The organism is Pseudomonas izuensis (genome assembly GCF_009861505.1).
GTDB classification, from domain to species: Bacteria; Pseudomonadota; Gammaproteobacteria; order Pseudomonadales; family Pseudomonadaceae; genus Aquipseudomonas; species Aquipseudomonas izuensis.
In genome coordinates this window covers 1-23,750 of sequence record NZ_WTFT01000037.1, presented here as the reverse complement: position 1 = coordinate 23,750, position 23,750 = coordinate 1, and the positions used below count along the sequence as shown (strand labels likewise).

The 23,750-nt window shown below is 60.5% G+C and carries 25 protein-coding genes; 16 read left to right on the top strand and 9 right to left on the bottom strand.

Going from position 1 to position 23,750, the window contains the following annotated elements; all coding sequences use genetic code 11:
* Window positions 1-25: 25 nt before the first annotated feature.
* Entirely contained in the window at window positions 26-1,300 is a 1,275-nt protein-coding gene (fabF, locus tag GPL81_RS24890) for a beta-ketoacyl-ACP synthase II (protein ID WP_160108868.1), read from the top strand.
* Here fabF and GPL81_RS24885 read toward each other — a convergent pair.
* Window positions 1,297-1,851 carry a TetR/AcrR family transcriptional regulator gene (locus GPL81_RS24885; protein ID WP_160108867.1) on the bottom strand — a complete coding sequence of 185 codons (555 nt, stop codon included), beginning with the start codon at window positions 1,849-1,851 and terminating at the stop codon, window positions 1,297-1,299. The genes fabF and GPL81_RS24885 overlap by 4 nt on opposite strands.
* A gap of 175 nt (window positions 1,852-2,026) precedes the next feature.
* On the opposite strand from GPL81_RS24885, the gene GPL81_RS24880 reads away from it, so the two are divergent.
* Both GPL81_RS24880 and GPL81_RS24875 read left to right on the top strand, forming a co-directional pair.
* Window positions 2,027-2,680, top strand: a complete 654-nt coding sequence (locus GPL81_RS24880; RefSeq protein WP_160108866.1) for a GntR family transcriptional regulator — start codon at window positions 2,027-2,029, stop codon at window positions 2,678-2,680.
* 15 nt (window positions 2,681-2,695) lie between these two features.
* On the top strand, window positions 2,696-3,547 hold the full coding sequence (locus GPL81_RS24875) for an urea carboxylase-associated family protein (RefSeq protein WP_160108865.1): 852 nt from the start codon (window positions 2,696-2,698) through the stop codon (window positions 3,545-3,547).
* 87 nt (window positions 3,548-3,634) lie between these two features.
* On the opposite strand, the gene GPL81_RS24870 is transcribed toward GPL81_RS24875, so the two are convergent.
* Together GPL81_RS24870 and rfbC are read right to left on the bottom strand one after the other, a co-directional pair.
* The gene (locus tag GPL81_RS24870; protein ID WP_096512793.1) at window positions 3,635-3,802 is read right to left on the bottom strand and encodes a DUF2897 family protein; all 168 of its coding nucleotides are present in this window, start codon (window positions 3,800-3,802) and stop codon (window positions 3,635-3,637) included.
* Between the two features lie 104 nt (window positions 3,803-3,906).
* Window positions 3,907-4,452: a dTDP-4-dehydrorhamnose 3,5-epimerase gene (gene rfbC, locus GPL81_RS24865; protein ID WP_160108864.1), complete on the bottom strand. Its 546-nt coding sequence runs from the start codon at window positions 4,450-4,452 to the stop codon at window positions 3,907-3,909.
* 226 nt (window positions 4,453-4,678) lie between these two features.
* Here rfbC and kdpF point away from each other — a divergent pair, with 226 nt between their 5' ends.
* The 6 genes from kdpF to GPL81_RS24835 all read left to right on the top strand — a co-directional run bounded on the left by kdpF (window position 4,679) and on the right by GPL81_RS24835 (window position 12,750).
* Window positions 4,679-4,768: a K(+)-transporting ATPase subunit F gene (gene kdpF, locus GPL81_RS24860; protein WP_007899818.1), complete on the top strand. Its 90-nt coding sequence runs from the start codon at window positions 4,679-4,681 to the stop codon at window positions 4,766-4,768.
* A gap of 8 nt (window positions 4,769-4,776) precedes the next feature.
* Window positions 4,777-6,471 (top strand): potassium-transporting ATPase subunit KdpA, encoded by a 1,695-nt coding sequence (gene kdpA, locus GPL81_RS24855; RefSeq protein ID WP_160108863.1) that lies wholly within the window; start codon window positions 4,777-4,779, stop codon window positions 6,469-6,471.
* A gap of 10 nt (window positions 6,472-6,481) precedes the next feature.
* Window positions 6,482-8,539: a potassium-transporting ATPase subunit KdpB gene (gene kdpB / locus GPL81_RS24850; RefSeq protein WP_160108862.1), complete on the top strand. Its 2,058-nt coding sequence runs from the start codon at window positions 6,482-6,484 to the stop codon at window positions 8,537-8,539.
* A gap of 136 nt (window positions 8,540-8,675) precedes the next feature.
* Window positions 8,676-9,221, top strand: coding sequence for a potassium-transporting ATPase subunit KdpC (gene kdpC, locus GPL81_RS24845; protein WP_160108861.1), 546 nt, complete (start codon window positions 8,676-8,678; stop codon window positions 9,219-9,221).
* A gap of 130 nt (window positions 9,222-9,351) precedes the next feature.
* Window positions 9,352-12,003, top strand: coding sequence for a sensor histidine kinase (locus tag GPL81_RS24840; RefSeq protein WP_160108860.1), 2,652 nt, complete (start codon window positions 9,352-9,354; stop codon window positions 12,001-12,003).
* Between the two features lie 48 nt (window positions 12,004-12,051).
* Window positions 12,052-12,750 carry a response regulator gene (locus tag GPL81_RS24835; RefSeq protein ID WP_160108859.1) on the top strand — a complete coding sequence of 233 codons (699 nt, stop codon included), beginning with the start codon at window positions 12,052-12,054 and terminating at the stop codon, window positions 12,748-12,750.
* A gap of 140 nt (window positions 12,751-12,890) precedes the next feature.
* Here GPL81_RS24835 and GPL81_RS24830 read toward each other — a convergent pair whose 3' ends face one another.
* Entirely contained in the window at window positions 12,891-13,931 is a 1,041-nt protein-coding gene (locus GPL81_RS24830) for a patatin-like phospholipase family protein (protein WP_160108858.1), read from the bottom strand.
* Window positions 13,932-14,151: 220 nt separating this feature from the next.
* Between GPL81_RS24830 and GPL81_RS24825 the strand changes: the two genes are divergently transcribed.
* The 3 genes from GPL81_RS24825 (at window position 14,152) to GPL81_RS24815 (ending at window position 16,260) form a co-directional block, all read left to right on the top strand.
* The gene (locus GPL81_RS24825; protein ID WP_096512786.1) at window positions 14,152-14,430 is read left to right on the top strand and encodes a hypothetical protein; all 279 of its coding nucleotides are present in this window, start codon (window positions 14,152-14,154) and stop codon (window positions 14,428-14,430) included.
* A gap of 127 nt (window positions 14,431-14,557) precedes the next feature.
* Window positions 14,558-15,316: a CHAD domain-containing protein gene (locus tag GPL81_RS24820; RefSeq protein WP_160108857.1), complete on the top strand. Its 759-nt coding sequence runs from the start codon at window positions 14,558-14,560 to the stop codon at window positions 15,314-15,316.
* A gap of 146 nt (window positions 15,317-15,462) precedes the next feature.
* Window positions 15,463-16,260 carry an acyl-CoA thioesterase gene (locus GPL81_RS24815; protein WP_121103783.1) on the top strand — a complete coding sequence of 266 codons (798 nt, stop codon included), beginning with the start codon at window positions 15,463-15,465 and terminating at the stop codon, window positions 16,258-16,260.
* A gap of 15 nt (window positions 16,261-16,275) precedes the next feature.
* Here the strand turns inward: GPL81_RS24815 and GPL81_RS24810 are convergent, their stop codons facing one another.
* The 3 genes from GPL81_RS24810 to GPL81_RS24800 all read right to left on the bottom strand — a co-directional run bounded on the left by GPL81_RS24810 (window position 16,276) and on the right by GPL81_RS24800 (window position 19,343).
* Window positions 16,276-16,641: an Mpo1-like protein gene (locus GPL81_RS24810; RefSeq protein WP_096515514.1), complete on the bottom strand. Its 366-nt coding sequence runs from the start codon at window positions 16,639-16,641 to the stop codon at window positions 16,276-16,278.
* Window positions 16,642-16,844: 203 nt separating this feature from the next.
* Entirely contained in the window at window positions 16,845-18,329 is a 1,485-nt protein-coding gene (locus GPL81_RS24805) for a methyl-accepting chemotaxis protein (protein ID WP_160108856.1), read from the bottom strand.
* A gap of 204 nt (window positions 18,330-18,533) precedes the next feature.
* Complete coding sequence (locus GPL81_RS24800; protein ID WP_160108855.1) at window positions 18,534-19,343, bottom strand: TatD family hydrolase; 810 nt, start codon at window positions 19,341-19,343, stop codon at window positions 18,534-18,536.
* A 248-nt stretch (window positions 19,344-19,591) separates the two neighbouring features.
* Here GPL81_RS24800 and GPL81_RS24795 point away from each other — a divergent pair, with 248 nt between their 5' ends.
* The 4 genes from GPL81_RS24795 (at window position 19,592) to GPL81_RS24780 (ending at window position 22,453) form a co-directional block, all read left to right on the top strand.
* A complete protein-coding gene (locus GPL81_RS24795) occupies window positions 19,592-21,013 on the top strand; it encodes an MltF family protein (protein WP_160108945.1) in 1,422 nt (473 codons plus the stop codon).
* Between the two features lie 103 nt (window positions 21,014-21,116).
* A complete protein-coding gene (locus tag GPL81_RS24790) occupies window positions 21,117-21,551 on the top strand; it encodes a DoxX family protein (protein WP_096512780.1) in 435 nt (144 codons plus the stop codon).
* A 173-nt stretch (window positions 21,552-21,724) separates the two neighbouring features.
* The gene (locus GPL81_RS24785; protein ID WP_425502616.1) at window positions 21,725-22,093 is read left to right on the top strand and encodes a glycine zipper domain-containing protein; all 369 of its coding nucleotides are present in this window, start codon (window positions 21,725-21,727) and stop codon (window positions 22,091-22,093) included.
* 147 nt (window positions 22,094-22,240) lie between these two features.
* Window positions 22,241-22,453 (top strand): hypothetical protein, encoded by a 213-nt coding sequence (locus tag GPL81_RS24780; protein WP_160108853.1) that lies wholly within the window; start codon window positions 22,241-22,243, stop codon window positions 22,451-22,453.
* Between the two features lie 108 nt (window positions 22,454-22,561).
* Here the strand turns inward: GPL81_RS24780 and GPL81_RS24775 are convergent, their stop codons facing one another.
* Both GPL81_RS24775 and GPL81_RS24770 read right to left on the bottom strand, forming a co-directional pair.
* Window positions 22,562-22,963, bottom strand: a complete 402-nt coding sequence (locus GPL81_RS24775) for a hypothetical protein (RefSeq protein ID WP_160108852.1) — start codon at window positions 22,961-22,963, stop codon at window positions 22,562-22,564.
* Window positions 22,964-23,750 (bottom strand): RHS repeat-associated core domain-containing protein (locus GPL81_RS24770; RefSeq protein ID WP_281355070.1); only part of this gene is annotated, 787 nt, incomplete at its 5' end. It lies immediately after the preceding gene.

The window sequence follows — 23,750 nt, the reverse complement described above, 5'->3', positions numbered from 1 at the left end:
AGAATTCGGCAAGGGGAATTGCGGTATGAACGATCGTCGAGTGGTTGTAACAGGGATGGGCCTGGTGTCTCCGCTGGGTAGCGGAGTCGAAGTGGTCTGGGGGCGTCTGTTGGCCGGGCGTTCCGGGTTGCGCAATTTGCCGGACGAAGTGATAGCCGATCTGCCGGCCAGGGTCGGTGGTGCAGTGCCGACCCTGGCGGACGATGCCGAGGCGGGATTCAACCCGGACCTGGCGACGCCACCCAAAGAACAGAAAAAGATGGACCGCTTCATTCTGTTTGCCATGGAAGCGGCGCGTCAGGCGCTGGAGCAGGCCGGTTGGCAAGCGCAGACCGCCGACGACCAGGAGCGCACGGCCACTATCATCGGTTCCGGCGTGGGTGGTTTCGGTGCAATTGCCGATGCGGTACGCACGACAGACAGCCGAGGCCCGCGGCGGTTGTCGCCATTCACTATCCCATCGTTCCTGGTCAACCTGGCGGCGGGGCATGTGTCGATCCAGCACGGTTTCAAAGGTCCGCTGGGTGCCCCGGTGACAGCGTGTGCGGCTGGGGTCCAGGCGATTGGTGACGCGGCGCGGCTGATTCGTTCCGGTGAAGCGGATATCGCGGTGTGTGGCGGCGCGGAGGCGGCGATCGATCGGGTCAGCCTCGCGGGATTTGCTGCCGCTCGCGCCTTGTCCAGCGCTTACAACGACACCCCGGAACGTGCCTCGCGCCCCTTCGACAGTGGCCGTGATGGCTTTGTCATGGGCGAAGGTGCCGGCCTGCTGGTGATCGAGTCCCTGGAACATGCCTTGGCCCGTGGAGCACAGCCTCTGGCGGAGCTGGTCGGCTACGGTACCAGCGCCGATGCTTTTCACCTGACCGCGGGTCCCGAAGACGGCAACGGTGCGCGTCGCGCGATGTCGTTGGCATTGGCTCAGGCGGGCGTTTCACCGGATCAGGTTCAGCATCTGAATGCGCACGCAACCTCGACACCGGTAGGCGATCTGGGAGAGCTGGCGGCGATCAAGGCATTGTTCGGTGCGCAAAACGGCATAGCGGTGACCTCCACCAAGTCGGCCACAGGGCATTTGCTCGGCGCGGCAGGTGGGCTTGAAGCGATCTTCACGCTGCTGGCGATTCGCGACCAGGTTGTCCCCGCGACACTGAACTTCGATGATCCGGACCCCGCCACCGAAGGCGTGGACATTGTCCACGGCCAGGCCAGGCCGATGGCCATCGAATACGCGTTGTCCAATGGCTTCGGGTTTGGTGGAGTCAATGCCAGCGTGTTGTTCAAGCGTTGGCAGGGTTAGTCCTGTGAATTGAGGTGTTCGCGCGTGACGTCGAGTATCCGCTGGGCGAACTCGACGTCGGCGACGCTGCGCGATAACAACAGGGCGCCGACGAGCGTAGCCATGATGACAATGCTGCGGTCGTCGGCGTTTTCGCCTTCAAGGGTGCCCTCGATCTGGTCGAGTCGGGCCTTGAGCACCACGTCGCTGGTTGGACTCGGCTGGCCACGTAAGCCCAGCTCCGAAGAAATGGTCAGCAGCGGGCAACCTTCGTGGGGCGAAGTCTTGTGCCATTCCGACAAGTACGTATCGATGAATGCCTGCAGCGGGCGATCCTGGGCGAACAGCTCGGCGCACACCCCGGCGACCTGATCGCCAGCGGCTTGTAACGCCTTTTCCACCAACTCGTCCTTGGATTTGAAGTGCGAGTAAAAGCCACCGTGTGTCAGGCCCAGCGACTTCATCAGAGGTTGCAGGCCGGTTGCGCCGATACCGTCACGGCGAAAGCGTTCTGAGGCTTCCTTGATGATGCGCTGGTGGGTCTGGGCTTTATGGTCCTGCGAGTAACGCATCTGATATCTCCGCATCAATGCGCCATATTAACCAATGAAAATTGGATGGTGACTGTACTTCTATTTCTAAAAAGCGTGCAGATGCGTCGAATCGGGCGCAAATGGACGCATTTCTTGGCATGAATAGTGATTACTCATAAGTTGACGATTGTTGAACAATCCTGAGGCGTTGAGTATGAACAGCGGACTGTCCCTGGCCGATCACATCACATTGGAGTTGCGTGCCGATATCATTGGCGGTCGTTTACTGCCCGGTATGGCACTGGTGGAAAATGACCTGGTATCGGCCTACAACGCCTCGCGCAATACCATTCGTGAAGCCTTGCATCGGCTGGGGCAGGAAGGCCTGACCCGTTATGTGCGCAATAAAGGCGTGATGGTGCGCCGCCCGGGGCTTGAGGATGTGCGGGATCTGTTCAAGGTTCGACGCACGCTGGAGTTGCAGGCCATCCACACGAGTCAACCGCTGCGCGACTATCAATCCGACCGGATGCTCGAAGCCCTTGACGCCACCGAACTGGCCCGGGAGCGCGAAGACTGGCGCGCGGTCGGCACCCACAGCCTGGCCTTTCATCAACACATCGTCGGGTTGCTGCGCAGTCCGTTATTCGATGAATTCTTCACCAATGTCGTGGCGCAATTGCGCCTGGTGTTCTGCACCGCTCCCGACGAATCGAGTTTTCAGGCGCCCTGGCTGGCTCGCGACCGACATATCCATGAGTTGCTGGTCGAGGGTGACAAGCCCGCCGCCGAGGATGCGATGAGCTGTTATCTCGACGACTCCGAATACCTGCTGTTGCAAATGCTTGTTCCAGACTCCCATCACTGATCGAGGATTCGTGCCATGTACAAAGACTATCCGGCGGCCTATCAAGTCAGCAAAGGCTCGGCCTTGCAGGTGGACAAAGCCTTCTACGAACGGGTGCGTGACGCGAAGGACGGGCGCACGTTGATCGAGTCGTTCGAAGTGCCGATTCGCACTGGCCGCGCCTGGAACGTCCCGGCCGGGCATGTGTTCAGAGTGACGACCCCTGTCGGTCCGCAGGTGGGGGACTTCAACGTCTGGAATGCCCACGACCCGCGCGAACGGCTTTGGGCTTCGCGCACCCGACAGTTGCAGGGGGCACACGTCAGCACCCATGACCGGCTCTGGTCGAACCTGCCGTTTTTACGGCCGCTGGTGACCATCACCGATGATAGCCTGGCCGGTTACGGCATCGATGAGCATGGTGGTCGCCTGCACGATTTGCTCGGCACCCGCTGCGATCCCTATGTGAACAAAATGCTCACCGGCGAAGATTTCCATCATCACTGCCATTCCAATCTGACCCGCGCAGTGCTGCCCCATGGCCTGACCGAATTCGACGTGCATGACGTGCTGAACATCTTCCAGTGCACGGGACTGAATCACGACGACATGTACTTCATGAAAGCCTGTCCGGCGCAGAAGGGCGACTACCTGGAGTTTTTTGCCGAGATCGATCTGCTGTGTGCACTGTCGACCTGTCCGGGCGGTGATTTGTCGCTGGCCATGTGGGGGCCGGATGCACAGGACCCGCTGAGCGTGTGTCGTCCATTAGGGGTGGAGATCTATCGTCTGGAGGATTCATTGCTGGAGGGCTGGAGCCAGCCGGAGCGTGCGTCGTACAAAGGGCTGCATGGCCTGCACATTGCCAAGGCGGATTGGGAAAAGTAACTGCAAAAAAAATCGCAGCCTTCGGCAGCGCCTGCACGGAATATGCGTTTCCCTGTAGGAGCTGCCGAAGGCTGCGATCTTTTTTATCTAGCGGTCCTGCGCATCCTTGGCGTCCGCTTCCGCGTTGCGTTCGGCCACGCGTCTACGTTGTTCATCGGTCAACTCGACCTTGTTGGCAGTGTCACGCAGCATCATCAGGCCGCCAACGATCGAGCCGATTGCAACGATCAGAATCAACCAGGCATACCAGGGCATAGGAGTCTCCTTGAAGGCAGGCCGATTGACGGGTTTTGCCAATCGATCGCGCTTACCACTTTTGAGCGACTAATTTTCGCAGTGGTTCAATTGTGCGCCTGGATTCAGGAAAAGACTTCAGCGTCCTTGAACAATTGCCCAGCCTGGTCCTTCGCGGACAATTGCGGGGCTTCGTCAAATTGCCAGTCGATGGCAAGGTCCGGATCGTTCCAACGAATGCTGCGCTCAGCTGACGGAGTGTAGTAATTGGTGGTTTTGTAGAGGAACTCGGCGAAATCACTCAACACCACGAAGCCGTGCGCGAAACCTTCCGGAACCCAGAGTTGGCGACGGTTCTCGGCGGTCAGGCGCACGGCAACCCATTTGCCGAAATGCGGTGAGCTGCGGCGAATGTCCACTGCCACGTCGAGTACTTCACCTGCCGTCACGCGGACCAATTTGCCCTGGGTGTTTTCCAGCTGGTAATGCAGGCCACGCAACACGCCTTTTTGAGAGCGTGAATGATTGTCCTGAACGAACTGAGTGGTTAGGCCTGTGGCATCCTCAAAAGCCTTGGCGTTGAAGCTCTCGTAAAAAAAGCCCCGCTCATCACCATATACCTTGGGCTCGATGATCAGAACACCGGGCAGGTCGGTGGTGATTACATTCATGGTGTTTCTCCAGCAATAAGCACGATGGCCCACATTCTTGCGCAAAGTGCTGACCGGCACGAGGGCCGATATGGAAAACCCACCAAAAACCCAGGCGTAACCCCAGCGTAAACCCATTCTTTACGCTTTCTTTATGCCCCGCCGCGCCCCTCGGTCTCGTTCCTTTACAGCCTTCCTTCCGACAATGAACCACACGCGGCAATACGCCGTAACACGGAGATCTTCCATGAGCGTTCTGGACGGGGTGTCACTGCTGTTGGCAGTGGGGCTGTTCATTTATCTGTTGGTTGCGCTGTTGCGCGCGGACCGGAACTAGGAGCGGCTATGCACAGTTATGACTATTGGCTGATCCTCGCGTTTTTCGCGGTGGTATTGGTCCCGGCGCCGTTTCTCGGGCGCTTCTACTACAAGGTAATGGAGGGCCAGCGCACCTGGCTGACGCCGATCCTCGGTCCGGTCGAGCGTGGTTGCTACCGGTTGTCCGGGGTCGATCCGCAGGCCGAACAGAGCTGGCAGACGTACACCCTGGCCTTGCTCGCCTTCAACCTCGCGGGTTTCCTGCTGCTGTTCGCGATCCTGTTGTTCCAGGACCATTTGCCGCTCAACCCGCAAAACCTGCCGGGCCAGGAGTGGACCCTCGCGTTCAACACCGCCATCAGCTTCATGACCAACACCAACTGGCAGGCCTACAGCGGTGAAGCGTCCCTGAGCTACCTGAGCCAGATGGTCGGCCTCACCGTGCAGAACTTCGTCAGCGCCGCCACCGGGCTCGCTGTACTGGTTGCTCTGTGCCGTGGCATCGGTCGCAAATCCACCCGCAACCTCGGTAACTTCTGGGTCGACATGACCCGCGCCACCCTCTACGGGTTGCTGCCGCTGTGCCTGCTGCTGGCGCTTTATCTGGTGTGGCAGGGCGTGCCGCAAACCTTCGCGCAATACGTGAATGCGGTGACGATGCAGGGCGTCGATCAGGTGATTCCGCTGGGTCCTGCCGCCAGCCAGATTGCGATCAAGCAACTGGGCACCAACGGCGGCGGCTTCTTCGGTGTCAACTCGGCGCATCCGTTCGAGAACCCGACTGCCTGGGCCAACCTGTTTGAACTGGCGTCGATCATTCTGATTCCGGTCGCGCTGGTGTTCACCTTCGGCCATTACGTGAAAGACCAGCGTCAGAGCCGGGCGATCATTGCCTGCATGCTCGCGCTGTTCCTGATCGGCGGCGCCACTTCGTTGTGGGCGGAATATCAACCGAACCCGGCCTTGAACAACGTCGCCGTCGAACAGGCTGCGCCACTGGAAGGCAAGGAAGCGCGGTTCGGTACCACTGCCACCGTGTTGTGGTCGGTGACTACGACGGCAGCCTCGAACGGTTCGGTCAACGCCATGCACGACAGCCTCAATCCTCTGACCGGCATGGTGGCGCTGGTCAACATGATGGTCGGCGAAGTGATCTTCGGCGGCGTCGGTGCCGGGCTCTACGGCATGTTGCTCAACGTGCTGGTCGCGGTATTCCTCGCCGGCCTGATGATCGGCCGCACCCCGGAATACCTCGGTAAAAAGCTGCAGGCCAGGGAAGTGCAATTGCTGGTGGCAACCTTGCTGGTCATGCCGATTGGCGTGCTGGTGCTCGGCGCGATTGCCGCCAGCCTGCCAGGCCCGGTGGCCGCGGTGAGCAACCCCGGCGCCCACGGTTTCAGTCAGCTGCTCTACGCCTACACCTCGGCCAGTGCCAACAACGGTTCCGCGTTCGGTGGTTTCAGCGCCAACACCCCGTTCCACAACCTGATGCTGAGCCTGGGGATGTTGATCGGTCGTTTCGGCTACATCCTCCCGGTCATGGCCCTGGCCGGCAGTCTGGCGGCGAAGAAAACCGCGCCGATTGGCCAGAACAGCTTCCCGACCCACGGCCCGTTGTTCGTGACCCTGTTGACCGTGACCATTTTGCTGGTGGGCGGCCTGACCTTTCTGCCAACCCTGGCACTTGGGCCAATCGCAGAATACCTGAGTATGGGCTTCTAAGGAATCCATCATGAATATGCCTGTAACCAAAACCGTCGCTGCCAAAGCGCCGGAACAACCGAAAACCGCGATCTCGGCCCTCTGGCGCCCGGCGCTGTTGCAAGCCTTCGTCAAGCTCGACCCACGGCAATTGCAACGCGCGCCGGTGATGCTGGTGGTCGAGCTGACAGCGGTCCTGACCACCGTGTTGTGCTTCGTGCCGGACACGGCGGTGCCGACCTTCGTCGCGGCGCAAATCGCGGTGTGGCTGTGGTTCACCGTGCTGTTCGCCAACTTCGCCGAGGCCCTGGCCGAAGGCCGCGGCAAGGCCCGCGCCGACAGCCTCAAGGCCGGCAGCGAAGGTTTGAGCGCCCGCCGAAAAACCAGTAACGGCACCTTTCAAGTGGTGCCGGCCACCAGCCTGCGCAAGGGCGATGTGGTACGCGTCGAAGCCGGGGAGATGATCCCGGGTGACGGTGAAGTGATCGAAGGCATCGCCGCGGTCAACGAAGCAGCGATCACCGGTGAATCGGCGCCGGTGATTCGTGAGTCCGGCGGCGATCGTTCGGCCGTCACCGGCAATACCCGCTTGGTCTCTGACTGGCTGCTGGTGAAGATCACCGCCAACCCCGGTGAGTCGACGCTGGACCGCATGATCGCTCTGGTCGAAGGCGCCAAACGGCAGAAAACCCCGAACGAAGTGGCACTCGACATCCTGCTGATCGGCCTGACCCTGATCTTCCTGTTGGTCGTGGTCACGCTGCAACCGTTCGCGCACTTTGCCAATGGCAGCCTGCCGCTGGTGTTCCTGGTGGCGTTATTGGTCACGCTGATTCCGACCACCATCGGTGGTTTGCTGTCCGCCATCGGTATTGCCGGGATGGATCGCCTCGTGCGGTTGAACGTGATCGCCAAGTCCGGCCGCGCGGTGGAAGCAGCGGGGGACGTGCACGTCCTGCTGCTGGACAAGACCGGCACCATCACCTTCGGTAACCGTCGTTGCACCGCTGTCATTGCGGCACCGGGCGTCACCGTCAGGGAGCTGGCAGAGGGTGCCTTGTTTGCCTCGCTGGCCGATGACACGGCGGAAGGTAAATCCATCGTCGAATACCTTCGTGGCACTCAACCGCAGCCTGAACCGGCCAGCGAATTACTGACCGCCGTACCCTTCAGCGCCGAAACCCGGTTGTCGGGTGTCGACTATCAGGGCCGCGTGTATCGCAAGGGCGCCGTGGATTCGCTGCTGGCGTTCGTCGGCCTCAAGCGCACCGATCTGGCCGCGTCGCTGTCCCGGGAAATCGACAAAATTGCCCAGAGTGGTGGCACGCCGTTGCTGGTGTGCGCCGACGGAAAACTGCTTGGTGCCATCCATCTCAAGGACGTGGTCAAGCCCGGCATCCGCGAACGTTTCGCCGAATTGCGCAAACTGGGGATTCGCACGGTCATGGTGACCGGTGACAACCCGCTGACCGCTGCGGCGATTGCCGCCGAAGCAGGTGTGGACGATGTGTTGGCCGAAGCCACGCCGGAGAAAAAACTGGCGCGCATTCGTCACGAGCAGAACGACGGTCGCCTGGTCGCCATGTGCGGCGACGGCGCCAACGACGCCCCGGCCCTGGCCCAGGCTGACGTGGGCATGGCGATGAACGATGGCACCCAGGCCGCGCGCGAGGCGGCCAACATGGTCGACCTCGACAGCGACCCGACCAAGCTGCTGGACGTGGTGCAGATCGGCAAGGAATTGCTGGTGACCCGCGGTGCGCTGACCACGTTCTCCATCGCCAACGACGTGGCCAAGTACTTCGCGATCCTGCCGGCGCTGTTTGCCGCGATCTACCCGCAACTCGGCGTGCTGAACATCATGCACTTGAGCAGCCCGCAGAGCGCGATTCTCTCGGCGATCGTGTTCAACGCCCTGATCATCGTCGTGCTGATTCCCCTGGCACTGCGTGGTGTACGGGTGCAGGCGGCGAGCGCGGCGGCATTGCTGCGACGCAACCTGCTGATCTATGGGCTGGGCGGGATTCTGGTGCCGTTCGTGGGCATCAAGGCCATCGACATGCTGTTGACGGCGATGCATCTGGTTTAAGCAAACACACCTACACCCACTGTAGGAGCTAGCTTGCTAGCGATGGGCGTTAACGATAACGCGTTCTGTCTGGATGAACGCAGTGATCATCGGTTCATCGCGAGCAAGCTCGCTCCTACAATTCGAGGATTTTGAAATGTCCACAATGATACGTCCGGCCCTGAGCCTGCTGGTCCTGATGACCCTGATCACCGGCGTCGCCTATCCCCTGGTGGTCACCGGCGTGGCCCAGGTCGCGTTCCCGGATCAGGCCAATGGCAGCCTGGTCCGCGATGCCGATGGCAAGGTCCGCGGCTCTTCGCTGATTGCCCAGGATTTCGTCGGTGACGCCTGGTTCCACCCACGCCCATCGGCCGGTGCATTTGCCACCGTGTCGAGCGGCGCCAGCAACCTGTCACCGAGCAACCCGGCCCTGGCCACTCGCGTGTTCGACGACGCCAACAAACTGCTGGTGCCCGGCCAGGGTCCGGTGCCATTGGCAATGCTCACCACCTCCGGCAGTGGTCTCGATCCCCACTTGCCACCGGCCGCAATTGCCTATCAACTGGCGCGTGTCGCCGCAGTGCGCAACCTGCCGGTGGCGACTCTGCAAAACCTGCTGGACGCGCACATCGAGCGGCCACTGGTGGGACCGCCGGTGGTGAATGTGCTTGAGTTGAATCTGGCGCTGGAAAAACTCTAGATCGGCGGCGCGGCCATTCGCGAGCAGGCTCACTCCTACATAGGAATGCATACCCCTGTAGGAGCGAGCCTGCTCGCGATGACGGCATCAAAGGCACCACATCATCATCTGAATTAAGAGATTCCCAAGCATGAGCGACTCCGGCCGCGCCGACGCGCTGTTAGCCAATCTGCCCCGCGATGGTCGCGGCCGGCTCAAGGTTTTCCTCGGCGCCGCGCCCGGAGTCGGCAAGACCTACGCCATGCTGCAAGCGGCCCACACCCAACTGCGTCAAGGCGTGAAGCTCATCGCCGGCGTGGTCGAGACCCATGGCCGCGCCGAGACCGAAGCACTGCTCGGCGGTTTGCCGCAGCAACCGCTGGTGCGCTCGGAATACCGCGGCGTGACCCTCGAAGAAATGGACCTCGATGGCGTCCTCGCGGCCAAACCGAAACTGGTGCTGGTGGACGAACTGGCCCACACCAACGCACCGGGCAGCCGCCACGCCAAACGCTGGCAAGACATTCAGGAACTGCTCGCCGCCGGCATCGATGTGTACACCACGGTCAACGTCCAGCACCTGGAGAGCCTCAACGATCAGGTGCGCGGTATTACCGGTGTACAGGTCCGCGAAACCCTGCCGGACTGGGTGCTGCAAGAAGCCTACGAATTGCTGCTGATCGACTTGCCCCCGCGCGAGCTGCTTGAGCGCCTGCGCGACGGCAAGGTTTACGTACCGGAGCAGGCGCGGGCGGCGATCGATGCGTATTTCTCCCAGACCAACCTCACCGCGTTGCGGGAGCTGGCGATGCAGACTGCAGCGGCTCAGGTCGATAACGATCTGGCCCAGGGGTATCGTCAGCTTGGCCAGGCCGCACCGGCGGTGCGCGGTCGACTGCTGGTCGGTGTCGATGGCGATACCCAGGCCGAGCGTCTGGTGCGTCACGCCAGCCGCGTCGCCCAGCGTCGGCATCTGCCGTGGAGCCTGGTGCATGTGGACAACGGCAGCGTGCGTGACGAGCAATCGCGCCTGCGCTTGCAGAGTGCCCAGCAACTGGCCGAGCGTCTGGGCGGCGAAGTGGTGTTGCTGCGCGCCGGCGAGGTGGCGAAGACCCTGATCCAGCACGCCGCCGAGCGTCGCGCCAGCCTGGTACTGGTCGGCCAGTCCCGGCCGCGTTTGCGCCGGCGTCTGTTTGGCGGTGGCCTGGCGGCGCGATTGCTGCGCAATGCCAGTGGCCTGGAAATCAATGTGCTCGACAGCGACCATGAACAGCATCAGCCACGGCAACGCTCGATACAGCCGCTGGTGTGGTTCGACTATGCGCTGGCCGTGGTGGCGACGGTGTTGGCCAGTGCCTTGGCATGGGCCGTGGCCAGTGTCCTGCCGCTGCCGAATATCTCGCTGGTGTTCCTCGCCGCCGTGTTGCTGGTGGCGGTGCGCAGCAGCCTCGGCCCGGCGCTGGCCTGTGCCGCGCTGTCGTTTCTGACCTACGATTTTCTATTCATCCCGCCGAATTTTTCCTTCAGCATTCAGCGCGAAGAAGACGTGCTGACCTTGCTGTTCTTCCTGCTGATGGCAGCCCTCACCGGTAACCTCGCGGCGCGGCAACGTCGGCAATTGCAGGCTCTGCGCGACACCCAGGAAGAAACCACCGAACTGCTCGACCTGTCGCGCAAACTGACGGCCGCCACCGACCGTCAGGCGGTCATCAGCGCGGCGGCCCAACACCTCAATGGCTGGAGCGATCTGCAACTGTGCCTGCTCAATCGCGACGGCCAGAGTGGCTGGAAAGTCGAAACCGGTGGTCCGCTGGAATTCTCCGAAGCCGAACGCGCCGCCGCCGATTGGGCCTGGCAACACGATCAACCGGCAGGGGCGGGCACCGGTACTCTGCCGTTCGGGCGTTGGTGGTGGTGGCCATTGTCGGTGGAAGATGGACCGCTGGCGCTGCTTGGCGTGTGTGCCAAAGAGGGGCAGACCCTGAGCGGCCAACGCCGACGTTTGCTGACCGCATTGAGCCAGCCGCTGGCCCAGGCACTGGCCCGCGCTCAGTTGGCCGACGACCTGGAGGCGGCGCGGCTGCACGGCGAAACCGAGCAGCTGCGCAGTGCGTTGCTGGCCTCGGTGTCCCACGATTTGCGCACCCCGCTGACGTCCATGCGCGGCAGCATCGACAGCCTGTTGGCCCTCGGCGAAGCGATCCCGCTGAAGGATCGCCGCGAACTGCTTGAAGGCACCCGCGATGAAGCCGAACGCCTCGATCGTTACATCCAGAACCTGCTGGACATGACTCGCCTCGGTCACGGCGCCCTGAAGCTGGCGCGGGACTGGGTATCGCCGGCGGACATCGTCGGGAGTGCACTCAATCGCCTGCGCGCGGTGCTGGCGCCGTTGCAGGTCAGCATCGAAGTACCGGCGGAGCTGCCGCTGCTGTTCGTCCATGCGGCGCTGATCGAACAGGCGTTGATCAATGTGATGGAAAACGCCGCGCGATTCTCGCCCTCCCGTGGGCGCCTGCAATTGAGTGCCGGGGCTGACGACAACGAATTGTTTTTCTCTGTGAGTGACGAAGGGCCGGGGATTCCGGAGGCAGAGCGGGAGAAGATTTTCGACATGTTCTACACCGCCGCCCGCGGTGATCGCGGCGGGCAGGGGACCGGGCTGGGGCTGGCGATCTGTCAGGGAATGGTGGGCGCCCATGGCGGACGGATCAGTGTCGCCGACGGTATCGAAGGGCGGGGCACCTGCATTACCTTGCATCTGCCATTGCAGGCGCAGCCGGGGTACGAAGGTGAAGCCTGATCGTGCTTGCGTTACTCTTTTGCCAATTCTCCTTGTTGATGTGAATCCATGAGCCAGACCGCGACCATTTTGGTCATCGACGACGAACCGCAGATCCGCAAATTCCTGCGCATCAGCCTCGTTTCCCAGGGTTACAAGGTACTGGAGGCGGGCACCGGCAACGAAGGGTTGGCCCAGGCCGCGCTGAATAAACCGGACCTACTGGTACTCGACCTGGGGTTGCCGGACATGGACGGCCAACAGGTGTTGCGTGAGTTTCGCGAGTGGTCGACGGCGCCGGTACTGGTGCTTTCGGTGCGTGCCGGCGAAGGGCAGAAGGTTGAAGCCCTGGACGGTGGCGCCAATGACTACGTGACCAAACCCTTTGGTATTCAGGAATTCCTGGCACGGATACGCGCGCTGTTGCGACAGGCCCCGGTGGGCGAAGCGCAGCAAGCGGCGCTGACCTTCGGCCCGCTGACGGTAGACCTGGCGTATCGCCGGGTGATGCTCGATGGCAGCGAAGTCGCACTGACGCGCAAGGAATACGCGGTGCTGGCGCAACTGGCGCGGCATCCGGGACGGGTCATCACCCAACAGCAACTGCTCAAGGACATCTGGGGCCCGACCCATACCGAAGACAGCCATTATTTGCGGATTGTGGTCGGGCATTTACGGCAGAAACTGGCGGATGATCCGACGCAGCCGCGGTTTATCGTCACCGAAGCGGGAGTGGGGTATCGGTTGTTGAGTGAGGGTAGCCTTTAGATTTGTGCTGAATGATGCGGCCCCATCGCGGGCAAGCCTTGCTCCCACAGGTCCGTGTCGTTCACAAATATTGCGTACGACACGGACCTGTGGGAGCAAGGCTTGCCCGCGATGAGGCCCTCAAATCCAGCGCAGAAACCTCAGGAATCCCGCTCGTTCTCATACCGATCCAGCGTATCCCGCGCAATCTCCCGCCCCAGCGCGATCAGCTCCGGCGCCTTGTAAAACTCGAAAAACCGGCACACCCGCTTCGGCACGTTGATCAGGATATCCGGTGGATACCCGGCGATCTTGTACTGCGCCAACGAGGTCTGCATCACCTCGAAACTCTGGTTGATCAAATCCAGCAAGGACGCCGGCCCGACGTTGTCGATAATGAACGACCCGGTGGCCGATTTTGGCGCGCCGTCACGTTCAGGGGCGGCGGCGGGCTGTTGGGCTTCGGGTTCGGCGGATTCGATCCATGGGTTGATCTCGCCTGCCTCCGCCAACATCGCTTCCTTTTCCAGTTTGAGTAATTGTTCCGCCTGCGTGCGCCGGAACGGCATCTTCGAGCCGAGCGAACTGATCAGGTTGTCGAATCGGGTCTTGAACGCGGCGGGCCGCTGGATCACCGGCATCTTATAGTGACGCTGGTTGGTGGAGTTGAGGTTGACCGCGATGATCAAATCGCAATGACTCGATACCACGGGCACGATCGGCAACGGGTTGAGAATGCCGCCGTCCACCAGCATGCGATTGCCCTGCATCACCGGGGTAAACAGGCTGGGTATTGCTGCCGAGGCCCGCATGGCCTGGTGCAGGCAACCTTCCTGGAACCAGATTTCCTGCTGGTTGGTCAGATCGGTGGCCACGGCCGTATAGGGGATGCGCAGGTCTTCGATATTGATCTCGCCGACGATCTTGCGGATCTGCCCGAACACCTTTTCCCCGCGAATCGCGCCGAGACGAAAACTGACATCCACCAGGCGTAACACGTCGAGGTAATCCAGGCTCTCGATCCAGTCGCGATAATCATCCAGTTTGCCGGCAGCGTAGATCCCGCCGACTACCGCCCCCATGGAGCAACCGGCGATGCAGGCGATGTCGTAGCCCCGCCGCTCGATCTCCTGGATGACGCCGATATGGGCATAACCCCGGGCTCCACCCGAGCCCAACACCAGTGCGACACGCTTTTTCATGGATCGCCCTCGTTCGAATGCTTCAACAATGCACCCATCGAGGGCCGCGCTTCAATCGTTAAGGTCGCTGGCTGGAGTGAGTGCGTCGTTTTTTCGACAGCTTATGGCGGCACTTGATTATTCTCGCCAGCACTATAGTTTGCGCAGGCGATGGACGGCACTTTTCCCGCGCCACACCGTCCTACCTGCATGACTGTTTCCTATCTTTGAGGTGTAAGTAATGAAAGCCTGGATCTGTGTGCCATTGATTGCCCTGGTACTCGCCGGTTGTGCCGGCAAAACCGCCTATCGCGACAGCTGCGGCAGCGGGCTCGATGCGGCGTGGCATGAACTGGATCTGGCCAAGGCTGAGGGTTTCGCCGGCACTGTCAGCTACTCCAAGGCCCTGTCGCTGTTGACCGCAGCCAAGACCCAGCAGCAATTCGAAGGGTTTGAGGGCTGCGCCAAGAAAGCCGAGAAGGCGCGTTTTTATATTCGCGAGTCGAGAGCGGGGCGTTAAAAACACTGCTAATCCTGTAGGAGCCGGCTTGCTGGCGAAATGACCGCAACGATCACGCGACTTTGAAGTCGCTATCGCTGGCAAGCCAGCTCCTACAGTTTGGTATTGATTACGGAGTGCTCCCCCCATGATCAATCGGTTGGTGGCCCATGTCCTGGGTCTGGAAGTCCGTCTGCTGGCTATTCAGGCCCGCTTGAGTGCCCGCACCGATCCTGAAGCCTTGCATGATCTTCGCACCACGGTGCGTCGGTTGCGCAGCCTGTTGCGGCCATTGCGCGGCTTGCCCGGCGTTGAACAACTGGAGGCGGCGGCATCCCACGTTGGCGACCTGACCACTCCATTGCGCGATCGCGAGGTGCTGGCGGCGTACCTGCTCCAGCATGGTCAGCCTGAGGCCGCGCGGCGCCGCATGGTCCAGATGGCTCAGGCCTACCCGGCCGTGGCGACGAGCATGGAACTCACGCAGTTACTGTTGATCCTCGATGCGTTTCCACGCTTTTTGCGGGCAGCCCAGCGTCAAGAACTGCTCAACGGACTGGGCAAGCTCATCGAAAAACGCCTGGCGAAGCAGTGGAAGAAACTCGACAAAGCCCTGCACGACCCGGCCCACGACCGTCATCGTTTGCGTCTGCTGATCAAACGCGTTCGCTATGGTATCGAAGCCTATCCCGAGCTGGACCGTTTGCCGCAAGCGGCGATGCCCAGGCTCAAGGCGGCCCAGGGTGCTTTGGGCGACTGGCATGATTGCCTGCAATGGCTGGCCATGGCGGAGCACGAAGCAGATCTGCAGCCCTGTGTCGCGACCTGGAAAACCGCCATGGCCAAGGCTGAACAGCGTGCAGACCGGGTCCTCGACAAACTCGACAAGGCCTGCTTCAAATCCTGAACCATGCAAACCCCCTGTAGGAGCGAGCAAGCTCGCTCCTACAGGGGGGCGGCTCTTCTGTCAGTGCATTTGGCCGGAATACGCGCTGTACAGCCTTCGCCGTCTGGTTAAGATCCCTTCATCGTTTTCCTGTCCTTGAGGTTTTCATGCGCTTTTCCGATCTGCTCGACGCCGTCCGCCGCCAGCCGCTGGAGCTGTCTATCCCGGCGGGATGGGCGCAAGGGCGAGCCAGTTTCGGTGGCCTGGTGGCCGCCTTGCAGTACGAAGCCATGCGCGCAAAGGTACCGGCGGATCGTCCGGTGCGCTCGCTGGCGATTACCTTCGTCGGACCGGTCGAACCTGAAGTGCCTGTCAGTTTTGAAGTCGATGTGTTGCGTGAAGGCAAGGCAGTTAGCCAGGTGCTTGGCCGGGCGGTGCAGAACGGCCAGGTAGTGACCTTGATCCAGGGCAGCTTCGGTGCCTCGCGGCCTTCGGAGGTCGCAGTGTCGGCACACCCTGCGCCAGAGATGAAGCATTGGGACGACTGCCAGGAGCTGCCTTTCATTGAAGGCGTCATTCCGGAGTTCATGCGCCATCTGGCGATGCGCTGGAGTGTCGGCGGAATGCCGTTCACCGGTAGCACCTCACGCCAAATGGGCGGCTGGGTGCGTTTGCGCGGCGATGTGAAGGAAGAGGCGGTCAGCGAAGCGCATATTCTGGCGCTGGTGGACGCCTGGCCACCGGCCGTGATGCCGTTTCTGAAAAAACCGGCCATGGGCAGCACGCTGACCTGGACCATCGAATTCGTGCAGCCCTTGCTGGAGCTGAGCACACTGGACTGGTGCAAATACCTGGTCGAAACCGAGCACGCCGCCGACGGTTATGGCCACGCGGCGGCGAAGCTGTGGGATGTGGAAGGCCGCTTGATTGCCATGAGTCGGCAGACGGTCACAGTGTTTGCCTGATCAGTACACGCCTGATCAATGACGGCGGTGGCGCTCACGCCAGGCGCGCCACCAGCCGCCACTGAGGAAAAAACGCGGAAAGGTCAGAAACTGCTCGACCATCAGGCGCGACACCGCGTCTTTGCGGTCACTGAACGGCTCGGCAGCTTGCGCTTCAAGGCTGTGACCGTGACGTTGCAAACCCAGCGCTGCGATCACACCGATGACGCCGATGGCGAGGTTCGCCAGATTCAGGTTGAACACCCCGCAAACAATCAACAGAAACGCCACGATGAACAGCGGCACGGCAATCAGGTGCAACACCAGATTGGTCGGGTGCTGGTGATTGTTCGGGTAGGCACGCCATTGCCAGGCGGGAAGGTTGGGGTGACGTTTACCCATGATGCTGATCCTCAAGTCCATGTTGAACACATGATTGAAGGATAGGCCCGGTAAATGCAGGCCGCGAATCAAGGTTGGCTATCGGAGTGATAGGGGCAATGGTCAATATTGATGTTGACCTTGATGACGCCATCGCGGGCAAGCCCGCTCCCACAGGGAATAGTGATCGACCTGTGGGAGCGGGCTTGCCCGCGAAGGGGCCCTTAAAGCCTGAGCTGCCCTATGGCCTTGTTCAACTCCCCGGCCAACACCGCCAACTCATGACTGGTGGTCGCCGAGCTGACCGTCTGCTGCACGGTGTTCTCGGTCACATCACGGATACTCACCACCGCCCGATTCATCTCCTCCGCCACCTGACTTTGCTGCTCGGCCGCCACTGCAATCTGCGTATTGCTTTCACGCATCTGCGCCACCGCCCCGGTGATTTGTGCCAGCGCCGCGCCAGCCTCTTGCGCCTGTTGCACGCAGTCATCGGCCTTGAACGAACTCTCCTGCATGAAGTCCACGGCGTCCCGCGTTCCGGCCTGCAACGCCGATACCATCACGGTGATCTCGTCGGTGGACGTCTGCACACGCTTGGCCAGGTTGCGCACTTCATCGGCGACCACGGCAAAGCCGCGCCCCATTTCACCGGCCCGCGCCGCTTCGATTGCTGCGTTCAGCGCCAGCAGATTGGTCTGCTCGGCAATGCTGTGGATCACATTGACCACACCGTTGATCTTCTGGCTGTCTTCGGCCAGGCGCTGAATCATCTCGGCGGTTTGCTGTACACCGGTGGACAGCCCGGCAATCGACTGCTGCACGCGCATGACCACGGCCTGCCCGCTGCCGGCCAGGCTATCGGCCGATTGCGAGAGGTCGCGGGTGGCGCCAGCGTGCTGGGCAATATGGTGGACGGTGGCCGTCATTTCATTGATGGCCGTGGCCGCCTGATCGGTTTCACTCTGTTGACCAAGCATGCCGTGACGCACTTCATTCATGCTCGACGCCAGCCGCGCGGCACCTTCATCCAGTTGCCGGGCGGTGCTGGCGACGGTATTGACCACCCGCTGATAGCCAGCCTGCATGGCATTGAAGGCGTTGGCCATTTGCCCGACTTCGTCGTTGCACGCCAGGGGGACGCGGGCCGACAGGTCGCCGGTTTTCTCGACATGGAGCATCACGTCTTTCAACGTGTTGAGCTGGCTGAGCAGGAAACGGATCAACAATTGCGACGCGCCGAGCATGGCCAGCATCAGGATGTATACCGCTACGGCATAGTTCGCGAAGCGCTCGCTGAACACCTGACTCAGACTGGGGGCGCGGGCAATCACCGCAACCTTTTGGCCATCCGCGGGTGTGAATACCTCGGCACCCAACAGCAGGTTGTCACCGAAAATCCGCAGGTCGTTGATCTTGACCCAGCCATTTGCACTATTGGCCAGTTCCGGTATTGGCTGGCCATTGAACACTGGCGCCTGGCCGCGACTGAAGGTCAGCAGGTTCTCGGCTTTTGGCAGCGGCTGCCCGGCAGGCCAGGCACTGAGCAAGCGTGCCTGAGCCTGGGCCGATACCTGCGCGGCCTGGCTGCGGGCTTGTTGTTCGAGCTGCACGGCGTACAGCACCAGCAGCAGGGTGGTGACGAAGGCGACGGCATTCACCGCCCAGAATTTGTATTTCAGCGAGATATTGCTAAGCCAGGCACCCATGGAGGTCTTCTCTGATAGCGGAAACAGTTTTGGCAAGGTGCCAGCATTGTGCCGCTACTCAGGGAGGTCAGAGTTGATGTGGATCAACTGACACTGCGATAAACCAGTGGGAGCGGGCTTGCCCGCGATTCGGTGTGTCAGGTGGTAACGATGTCGACTGGCCCTCCGTCATCGCGGGCAAGCCCGCTCCCACAGGAATCCAGTTCATGTCGAGATTGACGGCAACCCGTAAAACGCCCTCGCACAGGCAGTGGTGTGCTCCGCCAGGTCTTCCTGAGTTTCCCCGCGATGCAACGCCACTTCACGCAACACTTCGGTCAAGTACGCCGGTTCATTGCGACCATTTTTCGGCTTCGGACGCAAACTGCGCGGCAGCAGGTAGGGGGCATCGCTTTCGAGCATGAGGCGCCCGCGCTTGATCTCTTTCACCAGTGGATGCAGGTGCGTGCCCCGGCGCTCGTCGCAGATCCAGCCAGTGATGCCGATGTGCAGGTCCATATCGAGGTAGCTGAACAGCGCCTTCTTTTCCCCGGTGAAGCAGTGCACGACCGCGGCCGGCAACTGGTCGCGGTAGTCGCGCAGGATCTCCAGCAAACGTTGACTGGCATCGCGCTCGTGCAGGAACACCGGCAACTGCAATTCGACGGCCAGTGCCAGGTGCTCTTCGAGGACTTTTTCCTGCTGCGGGCGCGGCGAGAAATCGCGGTTGAAATCCAGGCCGCATTCACCCACGGCCACTACGTTCGATTCCTTCAGGAGGCTACGCAGCTGGCGGGCGCTGTCGGCATTCCAGTCACTGGCTGCGTGGGGGTGAATGCCGGCGGTGGCGAACAGCCGTTGTGCGCTCTCATCCAGTTGCCGGCACAACTCCAGCGCCTGCTCGCTGCCCTCGACATTGGTGCCGGTGAGCACCAATTGGCAGACCCCGGCGGCATAGGCGCGGTCGAGTACAGCCTGGTGTTTGTCGGCAAAACTGGGGTTGGTCAGGTTGACGCCGATATCGATGAGTTGCATGGTGCTACCTCGGACCAAAGGCCGGAAAGCATATCAGAGCTGTAGATTTATAAGAAAAACCAAGAACTACAACGAGTTATAGCTGTCTTCTGAGCCGTGCCCCTGAGCCGCGTGCAGGGCAGGATGGTCAAAGTGCTATCACTGTGCCAGTCTTTCGCACTTTTGCAGCGCTCCAGGCACTGTGACTTCAGTCGTTTGATTGCATGAAAACGCTCATGTCGTCGACCCGAATTCTTTCCGGAGAGTGGATGATTCGTCCCTCGGTTTTGCTACTGCTGTGCTGTTCGCTGCTGCTGCCGATGTCGGCGGTTGCGCGTCTGCCCGGGCCGTTGCAAGCCGTCCCGGCGACCCAGGTGCGCGATCTGACGGACATCCGCAACAGTCGCGTGTTGCGGGTACTGGTCAACCAGAGCCGCAACAGCTCGGGTGAAGTCCAAGGCCAGGCCATCGGCGTCGAATACCACCGCTTGCGCGCTTTCGAGCAATACCTCAACGGCCACGCCCGCGACGGTCAGGAAATCACCCTTAAAATCATCCCCAAGGCCAAGGATCAACTGCTCGGCGCGTTACAGCGCGGGGAGGGCGATCTGGTGGCGCCCGGGGAATTGCTCGATCTGCGAGCGGGGTACGCCGTCAGCACCAGTGAACCGATTGCCAGCAACATTCCGCTGGTGCTGGTGGGGATCAAGGGTGAACGCCGATACACCCGTCTCGAACAACTCTCGGGTAAAACCCTGGCCCTACCCACCGGCAGCGCGGCCGGGGATGCCGTCAGCCAGATCAATCAGAAGCTCGCCCTGCACAAACTGCCACCCGTCAATATCGAGTGGGTTGACCCGAGCCTGGCCGTCGAGGACGTGCTGGAGATGGTCCAGGGCGGAATCTTTCACCTGACCATCGTCGAGCAGCCGATTGCCGAGCGTTGGGGCAAGATCTTGCCCAAGTTGCGTTTCGACCGGCAGGTGCTGATCAGCGAGCCGGGCGAGGAGTATTGGTTTGTGCGCCGCGATGCGTCGATGCTGCGGGCGAGCATTGATCGCTTCCTCAGTGGCTACAAGAAACCGTCGGACCAGGATGCGGCTTTCCTGCGGATCTATCGGCGTCTCTATCAAGTGCACTATCCCTTGGCCAAGGCCGATCGGCAGCGTCTGGAAAAACTTCGCCCGGTGTTACAGAAACACGCCGATGCCCAAGGCATGGACTGGCTGAACCTTGCAGCACTGGCGTTCAAGGAATCCGCCCTGCAACCCATGGCCCGCAGTGGCAGCGGCCCGACCGGCCTGATGCAGATCACACCGTCGGCGGCTCAGCGGGTGGGGGTCAACAATATTCAGGATCTCGATGCCAACGTGCAGGCCGGGGCCAAGTACCTGGCAATGATTCGCCGCAAGTTCTTCGCCAGTCCAAAACTCAACGAGCGCGAGCGCATGGCCTTCGTGCTGGCCGCCTACAACATTGGCCCGGAGCGGGTTCAGGGAATGCGCGCCGAGGCGCGGCGGCGGGGCTTGAATCCGAATCAGTGGTTCTTCCAGGTCGAGCGCATCGCCATGGAACAGGTGGGAATGGGACCTGTCAGCTATGTTAATAGCGTGAACAAGTATTACCTGGCGTTCGATCGGGAGCGAGAGTCATTGGAGCCCCAGGGACAAAAGGTCGCCCTGCGAAAATGATCGAATAAACTGAAGTGTTATAGCGGTTTTTTGCGCTTTAAATATGATGTTTACTGATTAATATGGCGACCAACCCACACACTCTCACAATGGATGACACAGCATGAGCACACTGATCAACAAGGTTCTGTTTACCCGCGCTGGCTACGGCCTGACCGTTCTGCGAATTTTTGTCGGCATCATCTTCGCCGCTCACGGCTCGCAGAAACTCTTTGGGGCGTTCGGTGGCTACGGCTTGGCCGGGACCGCGCAGTACATGGAAAGCCTCGGCCTGACGCCGGGCTACCTGATGGCGACGTTGGCGGGCGGTATCGAGTTCTTCGCCGGTCTGGCACTGATCATTGGCTTGCTGGCTCGCCCGGCAGCGCTGGGTCTGATAGTTCTTTCGCTGGTAGCGATCTTCTCGGTGCACATCAGTCACGGACTGTTCATGGCCAATAACGGCTACGAGTTCGCCCTGGCCCTGCTCGGTGGCAGCATCGCGGTATTGAGCGAAGGCGCCGGCAAGCTCTCGGCCGACCGTGTCATCGCGGGTTGATCGATCCGGTTAAACGAACGTTTTTCTCTGTGCGGCCTCAAAGCTTCAAATCCCTGAAGATTGCGAGGCACGCCATGACAGCGAATATCAGCGGCAAGGAAGTTGACAGCCATCGTGCAACACGACTCTTACTACCGGCCTTGATTCTCGGGCTGCTGCTCACTCCCCTGGCAATGGCGGCCGGTGACGGCGACGCCGCAGTCGGCGGCGGGATTGGCGGCGCACTGGGTAACGTCGTCGGCGGGCATATGGGCGGCAGTACCGGCGCTGCGATTGGCGCCGGTGTCGGTGGCGCGGCCGGTAGCGCAGTCGGCGCGCGCAAGGGCAGTCGCACAGAAGCGGCGGTCGGTGGTGGCCTGGGCTCGGCGGGCGGTTCGGTGATCGGTAACAGCCTCGGCGGCTCAACCGGTTCAACCATCGGCGCAGGCCTCGGTGGCGCTGCGGGTGGTGCGGTCGGCAACAATCTGGGCAGCGACCACGGCAGTTCCCATTCCGGTGGGGGCCACAAACACAAGCATAATCACCGTAACAAACATCACTGATGTCGGTATCGCCCGACAGAATAAACCCGGCCAAGTGCCGGGTTTTGTGTTCCAGTGCATGACCGATTGTCTGTCTGATCGAACGCGTGCATCGCCGCTGCCTCGAAATGTCAGGGCCTGCCTTTCAGGCTCTCTACGAGGTGCTCCATGAACGCTGATCCGAAAGACACCGACATCGACGATACCCCTGAATATCCACTGCCTTCACCTACCGATCCCTTGAGCCGCGATCAGCGTCCACCTGATGATGACGCGGGTGTCGAGCAAGTGCCTAATGAAGACGTCAAGCGGACTGATGTCGAGGCGACTCCTGAAGATCCGGACATTGCCGGGAAGGATTGTTCGGGTGAGCCGAGTTGATTGTTGTCACTCGGTTCATGAGAGGAATTCACCGGCAGCGATGGGGAAAGGGGATGTGATGGAGGATGAAGTGTCCGAGCCCGGCGGTTTGCTGGGCTCTTAGTGTTTTCAATGCGAACCGTTTTTAATTGATTCTAACCAGCAAAAAAAATAATCGGTTTGCTTTTGTGGATCGTTAATTATGTCCTGATCTTCATAGTCGAATATATTAACAATGTCTTTTCTAGATGCTTCGATACCCAGCTTGTGTTCGTAAGCCACGATTCCCGAGCTCATCTGTGAGGACATGCTGGATGGACGTACACTTATTTTCGCACCTTTACATAGGAATTTAATATCAGGGCGCTCTTTGATTATTTTTCCAAGACATTCGTAAAGATCGAGCCCTGAGAATTTTTTTGTCCAACCGTCCTCCAGTTTGATTTGTAGAGTGGCTGGGTGTCTGACGTACTCTAAAGCCGCTACCTCTAATCGGTCTTCGATCAATATGGAAATATTTTTAGAAGTCATTTATCGCTTCCTATTAGGGTTTGGTAAAGAGTGTCCCACGTAACTACCATCTTTCCTTAGCGGGGTCGCACCTAGTATGTCTTCGCTTTTTATTCGATCAGGAACTGCAATCTCATCTTCATAGCTGTAGGGGATATCATTTGGGTGAAGAACTTTGTTGACGTCATGGCCGTCGACTCTTTTCAGTGTATATAAAAAACCTTTTGTGGTTCTGTACTCAGTTCCGAAATCTATGCCTATTTCAGGGTCAGTGGATGTGCTTACAAAATTGCTCGGTGGATTTTTGTTGTCCAAAACATGAAGTCGAAGATCTGTACTTTTTCCAAGGCTCACAAAGCCAGAGTCAAAAATTTCACCCGGAGAGCGAGTATCGCCACGGTATAAATACTCGCTTTCTTTTTCTGAGTAAGGAAGCGCAACTTCTCCCTCATCAACCTTAACCTTCGCAGTCGGATCCTGCTCCCCAACCGCCGGCCTTTTACACCCAGCCCCACCCGGACAATCACTCAACCCCAACGGATCCACCCACCCCGTCGGGTTCGGCACATAGCGATAGCCATTCAACCCACCCGCCAACTTCAGCGGATCCGGCGTCAGATACCGTCCGCTGTCCGGCTGGTAATAACGATGGCGGTTGTAGTGCAGCCCGCTTTCAGCATCGCAGTACTGGCCCTGGAAGCGCAGTGGTTGCTCGAGCTGTTCGCCGCCGCCGTGGCTGAGCCGGCGCAGTTTGCCGTAGGCCGTGTAACGGGCCGACCAGACGATCTCGCCGCCGTAGTCGGTGAGT

What these genes read in the sequence shown, in the direction of transcription:
- fabF (WP_160108868.1), top strand. Translation starts at nt 26, where the DNA reads ATGAACGATCGTCGAGTGGTTGTAACAGGGATGGGCCTGGTGTCTCCG.
- GPL81_RS24885 (WP_160108867.1), bottom strand. Translation starts at nt 1,851, where the DNA reads ATGCGTTACTCGCAGGACCATAAAGCCCAGACCCACCAGCGCATCATC.
- GPL81_RS24880 (WP_160108866.1), top strand. Translation starts at nt 2,027, where the DNA reads ATGAACAGCGGACTGTCCCTGGCCGATCACATCACATTGGAGTTGCGT.
- GPL81_RS24875 (WP_160108865.1), top strand. Translation starts at nt 2,696, where the DNA reads ATGTACAAAGACTATCCGGCGGCCTATCAAGTCAGCAAAGGCTCGGCC.
- GPL81_RS24870 (WP_096512793.1), bottom strand. Translation starts at nt 3,802, where the DNA reads ATGCCCTGGTATGCCTGGTTGATTCTGATCGTTGCAATCGGCTCGATC.
- rfbC (WP_160108864.1), bottom strand. Translation starts at nt 4,452, where the DNA reads ATGAATGTAATCACCACCGACCTGCCCGGTGTTCTGATCATCGAGCCC.
- kdpF (WP_007899818.1), top strand. Translation starts at nt 4,679, where the DNA reads ATGAGCGTTCTGGACGGGGTGTCACTGCTGTTGGCAGTGGGGCTGTTC.
- kdpA (WP_160108863.1), top strand. Translation starts at nt 4,777, where the DNA reads ATGCACAGTTATGACTATTGGCTGATCCTCGCGTTTTTCGCGGTGGTA.
- kdpB (WP_160108862.1), top strand. Translation starts at nt 6,482, where the DNA reads ATGAATATGCCTGTAACCAAAACCGTCGCTGCCAAAGCGCCGGAACAA.
- kdpC (WP_160108861.1), top strand. Translation starts at nt 8,676, where the DNA reads ATGTCCACAATGATACGTCCGGCCCTGAGCCTGCTGGTCCTGATGACC.
- GPL81_RS24840 (WP_160108860.1), top strand. Translation starts at nt 9,352, where the DNA reads ATGAGCGACTCCGGCCGCGCCGACGCGCTGTTAGCCAATCTGCCCCGC.
- GPL81_RS24835 (WP_160108859.1), top strand. Translation starts at nt 12,052, where the DNA reads ATGAGCCAGACCGCGACCATTTTGGTCATCGACGACGAACCGCAGATC.
- GPL81_RS24830 (WP_160108858.1), bottom strand. Translation starts at nt 13,931, where the DNA reads ATGAAAAAGCGTGTCGCACTGGTGTTGGGCTCGGGTGGAGCCCGGGGT.
- GPL81_RS24825 (WP_096512786.1), top strand. Translation starts at nt 14,152, where the DNA reads ATGAAAGCCTGGATCTGTGTGCCATTGATTGCCCTGGTACTCGCCGGT.
- GPL81_RS24820 (WP_160108857.1), top strand. Translation starts at nt 14,558, where the DNA reads ATGATCAATCGGTTGGTGGCCCATGTCCTGGGTCTGGAAGTCCGTCTG.
- GPL81_RS24815 (WP_121103783.1), top strand. Translation starts at nt 15,463, where the DNA reads ATGCGCTTTTCCGATCTGCTCGACGCCGTCCGCCGCCAGCCGCTGGAG.
- GPL81_RS24810 (WP_096515514.1), bottom strand. Translation starts at nt 16,641, where the DNA reads ATGGGTAAACGTCACCCCAACCTTCCCGCCTGGCAATGGCGTGCCTAC.
- GPL81_RS24805 (WP_160108856.1), bottom strand. Translation starts at nt 18,329, where the DNA reads ATGGGTGCCTGGCTTAGCAATATCTCGCTGAAATACAAATTCTGGGCG.
- GPL81_RS24800 (WP_160108855.1), bottom strand. Translation starts at nt 19,343, where the DNA reads ATGCAACTCATCGATATCGGCGTCAACCTGACCAACCCCAGTTTTGCC.
- GPL81_RS24795 (WP_160108945.1), top strand. Translation starts at nt 19,592, where the DNA reads ATGATTCGTCCCTCGGTTTTGCTACTGCTGTGCTGTTCGCTGCTGCTG.
- GPL81_RS24790 (WP_096512780.1), top strand. Translation starts at nt 21,117, where the DNA reads ATGAGCACACTGATCAACAAGGTTCTGTTTACCCGCGCTGGCTACGGC.
- GPL81_RS24785 (WP_425502616.1), top strand. Translation starts at nt 21,725, where the DNA reads ATGGCGGCCGGTGACGGCGACGCCGCAGTCGGCGGCGGGATTGGCGGC.
- GPL81_RS24780 (WP_160108853.1), top strand. Translation starts at nt 22,241, where the DNA reads ATGAACGCTGATCCGAAAGACACCGACATCGACGATACCCCTGAATAT.
- GPL81_RS24775 (WP_160108852.1), bottom strand. Translation starts at nt 22,963, where the DNA reads ATGACTTCTAAAAATATTTCCATATTGATCGAAGACCGATTAGAGGTA.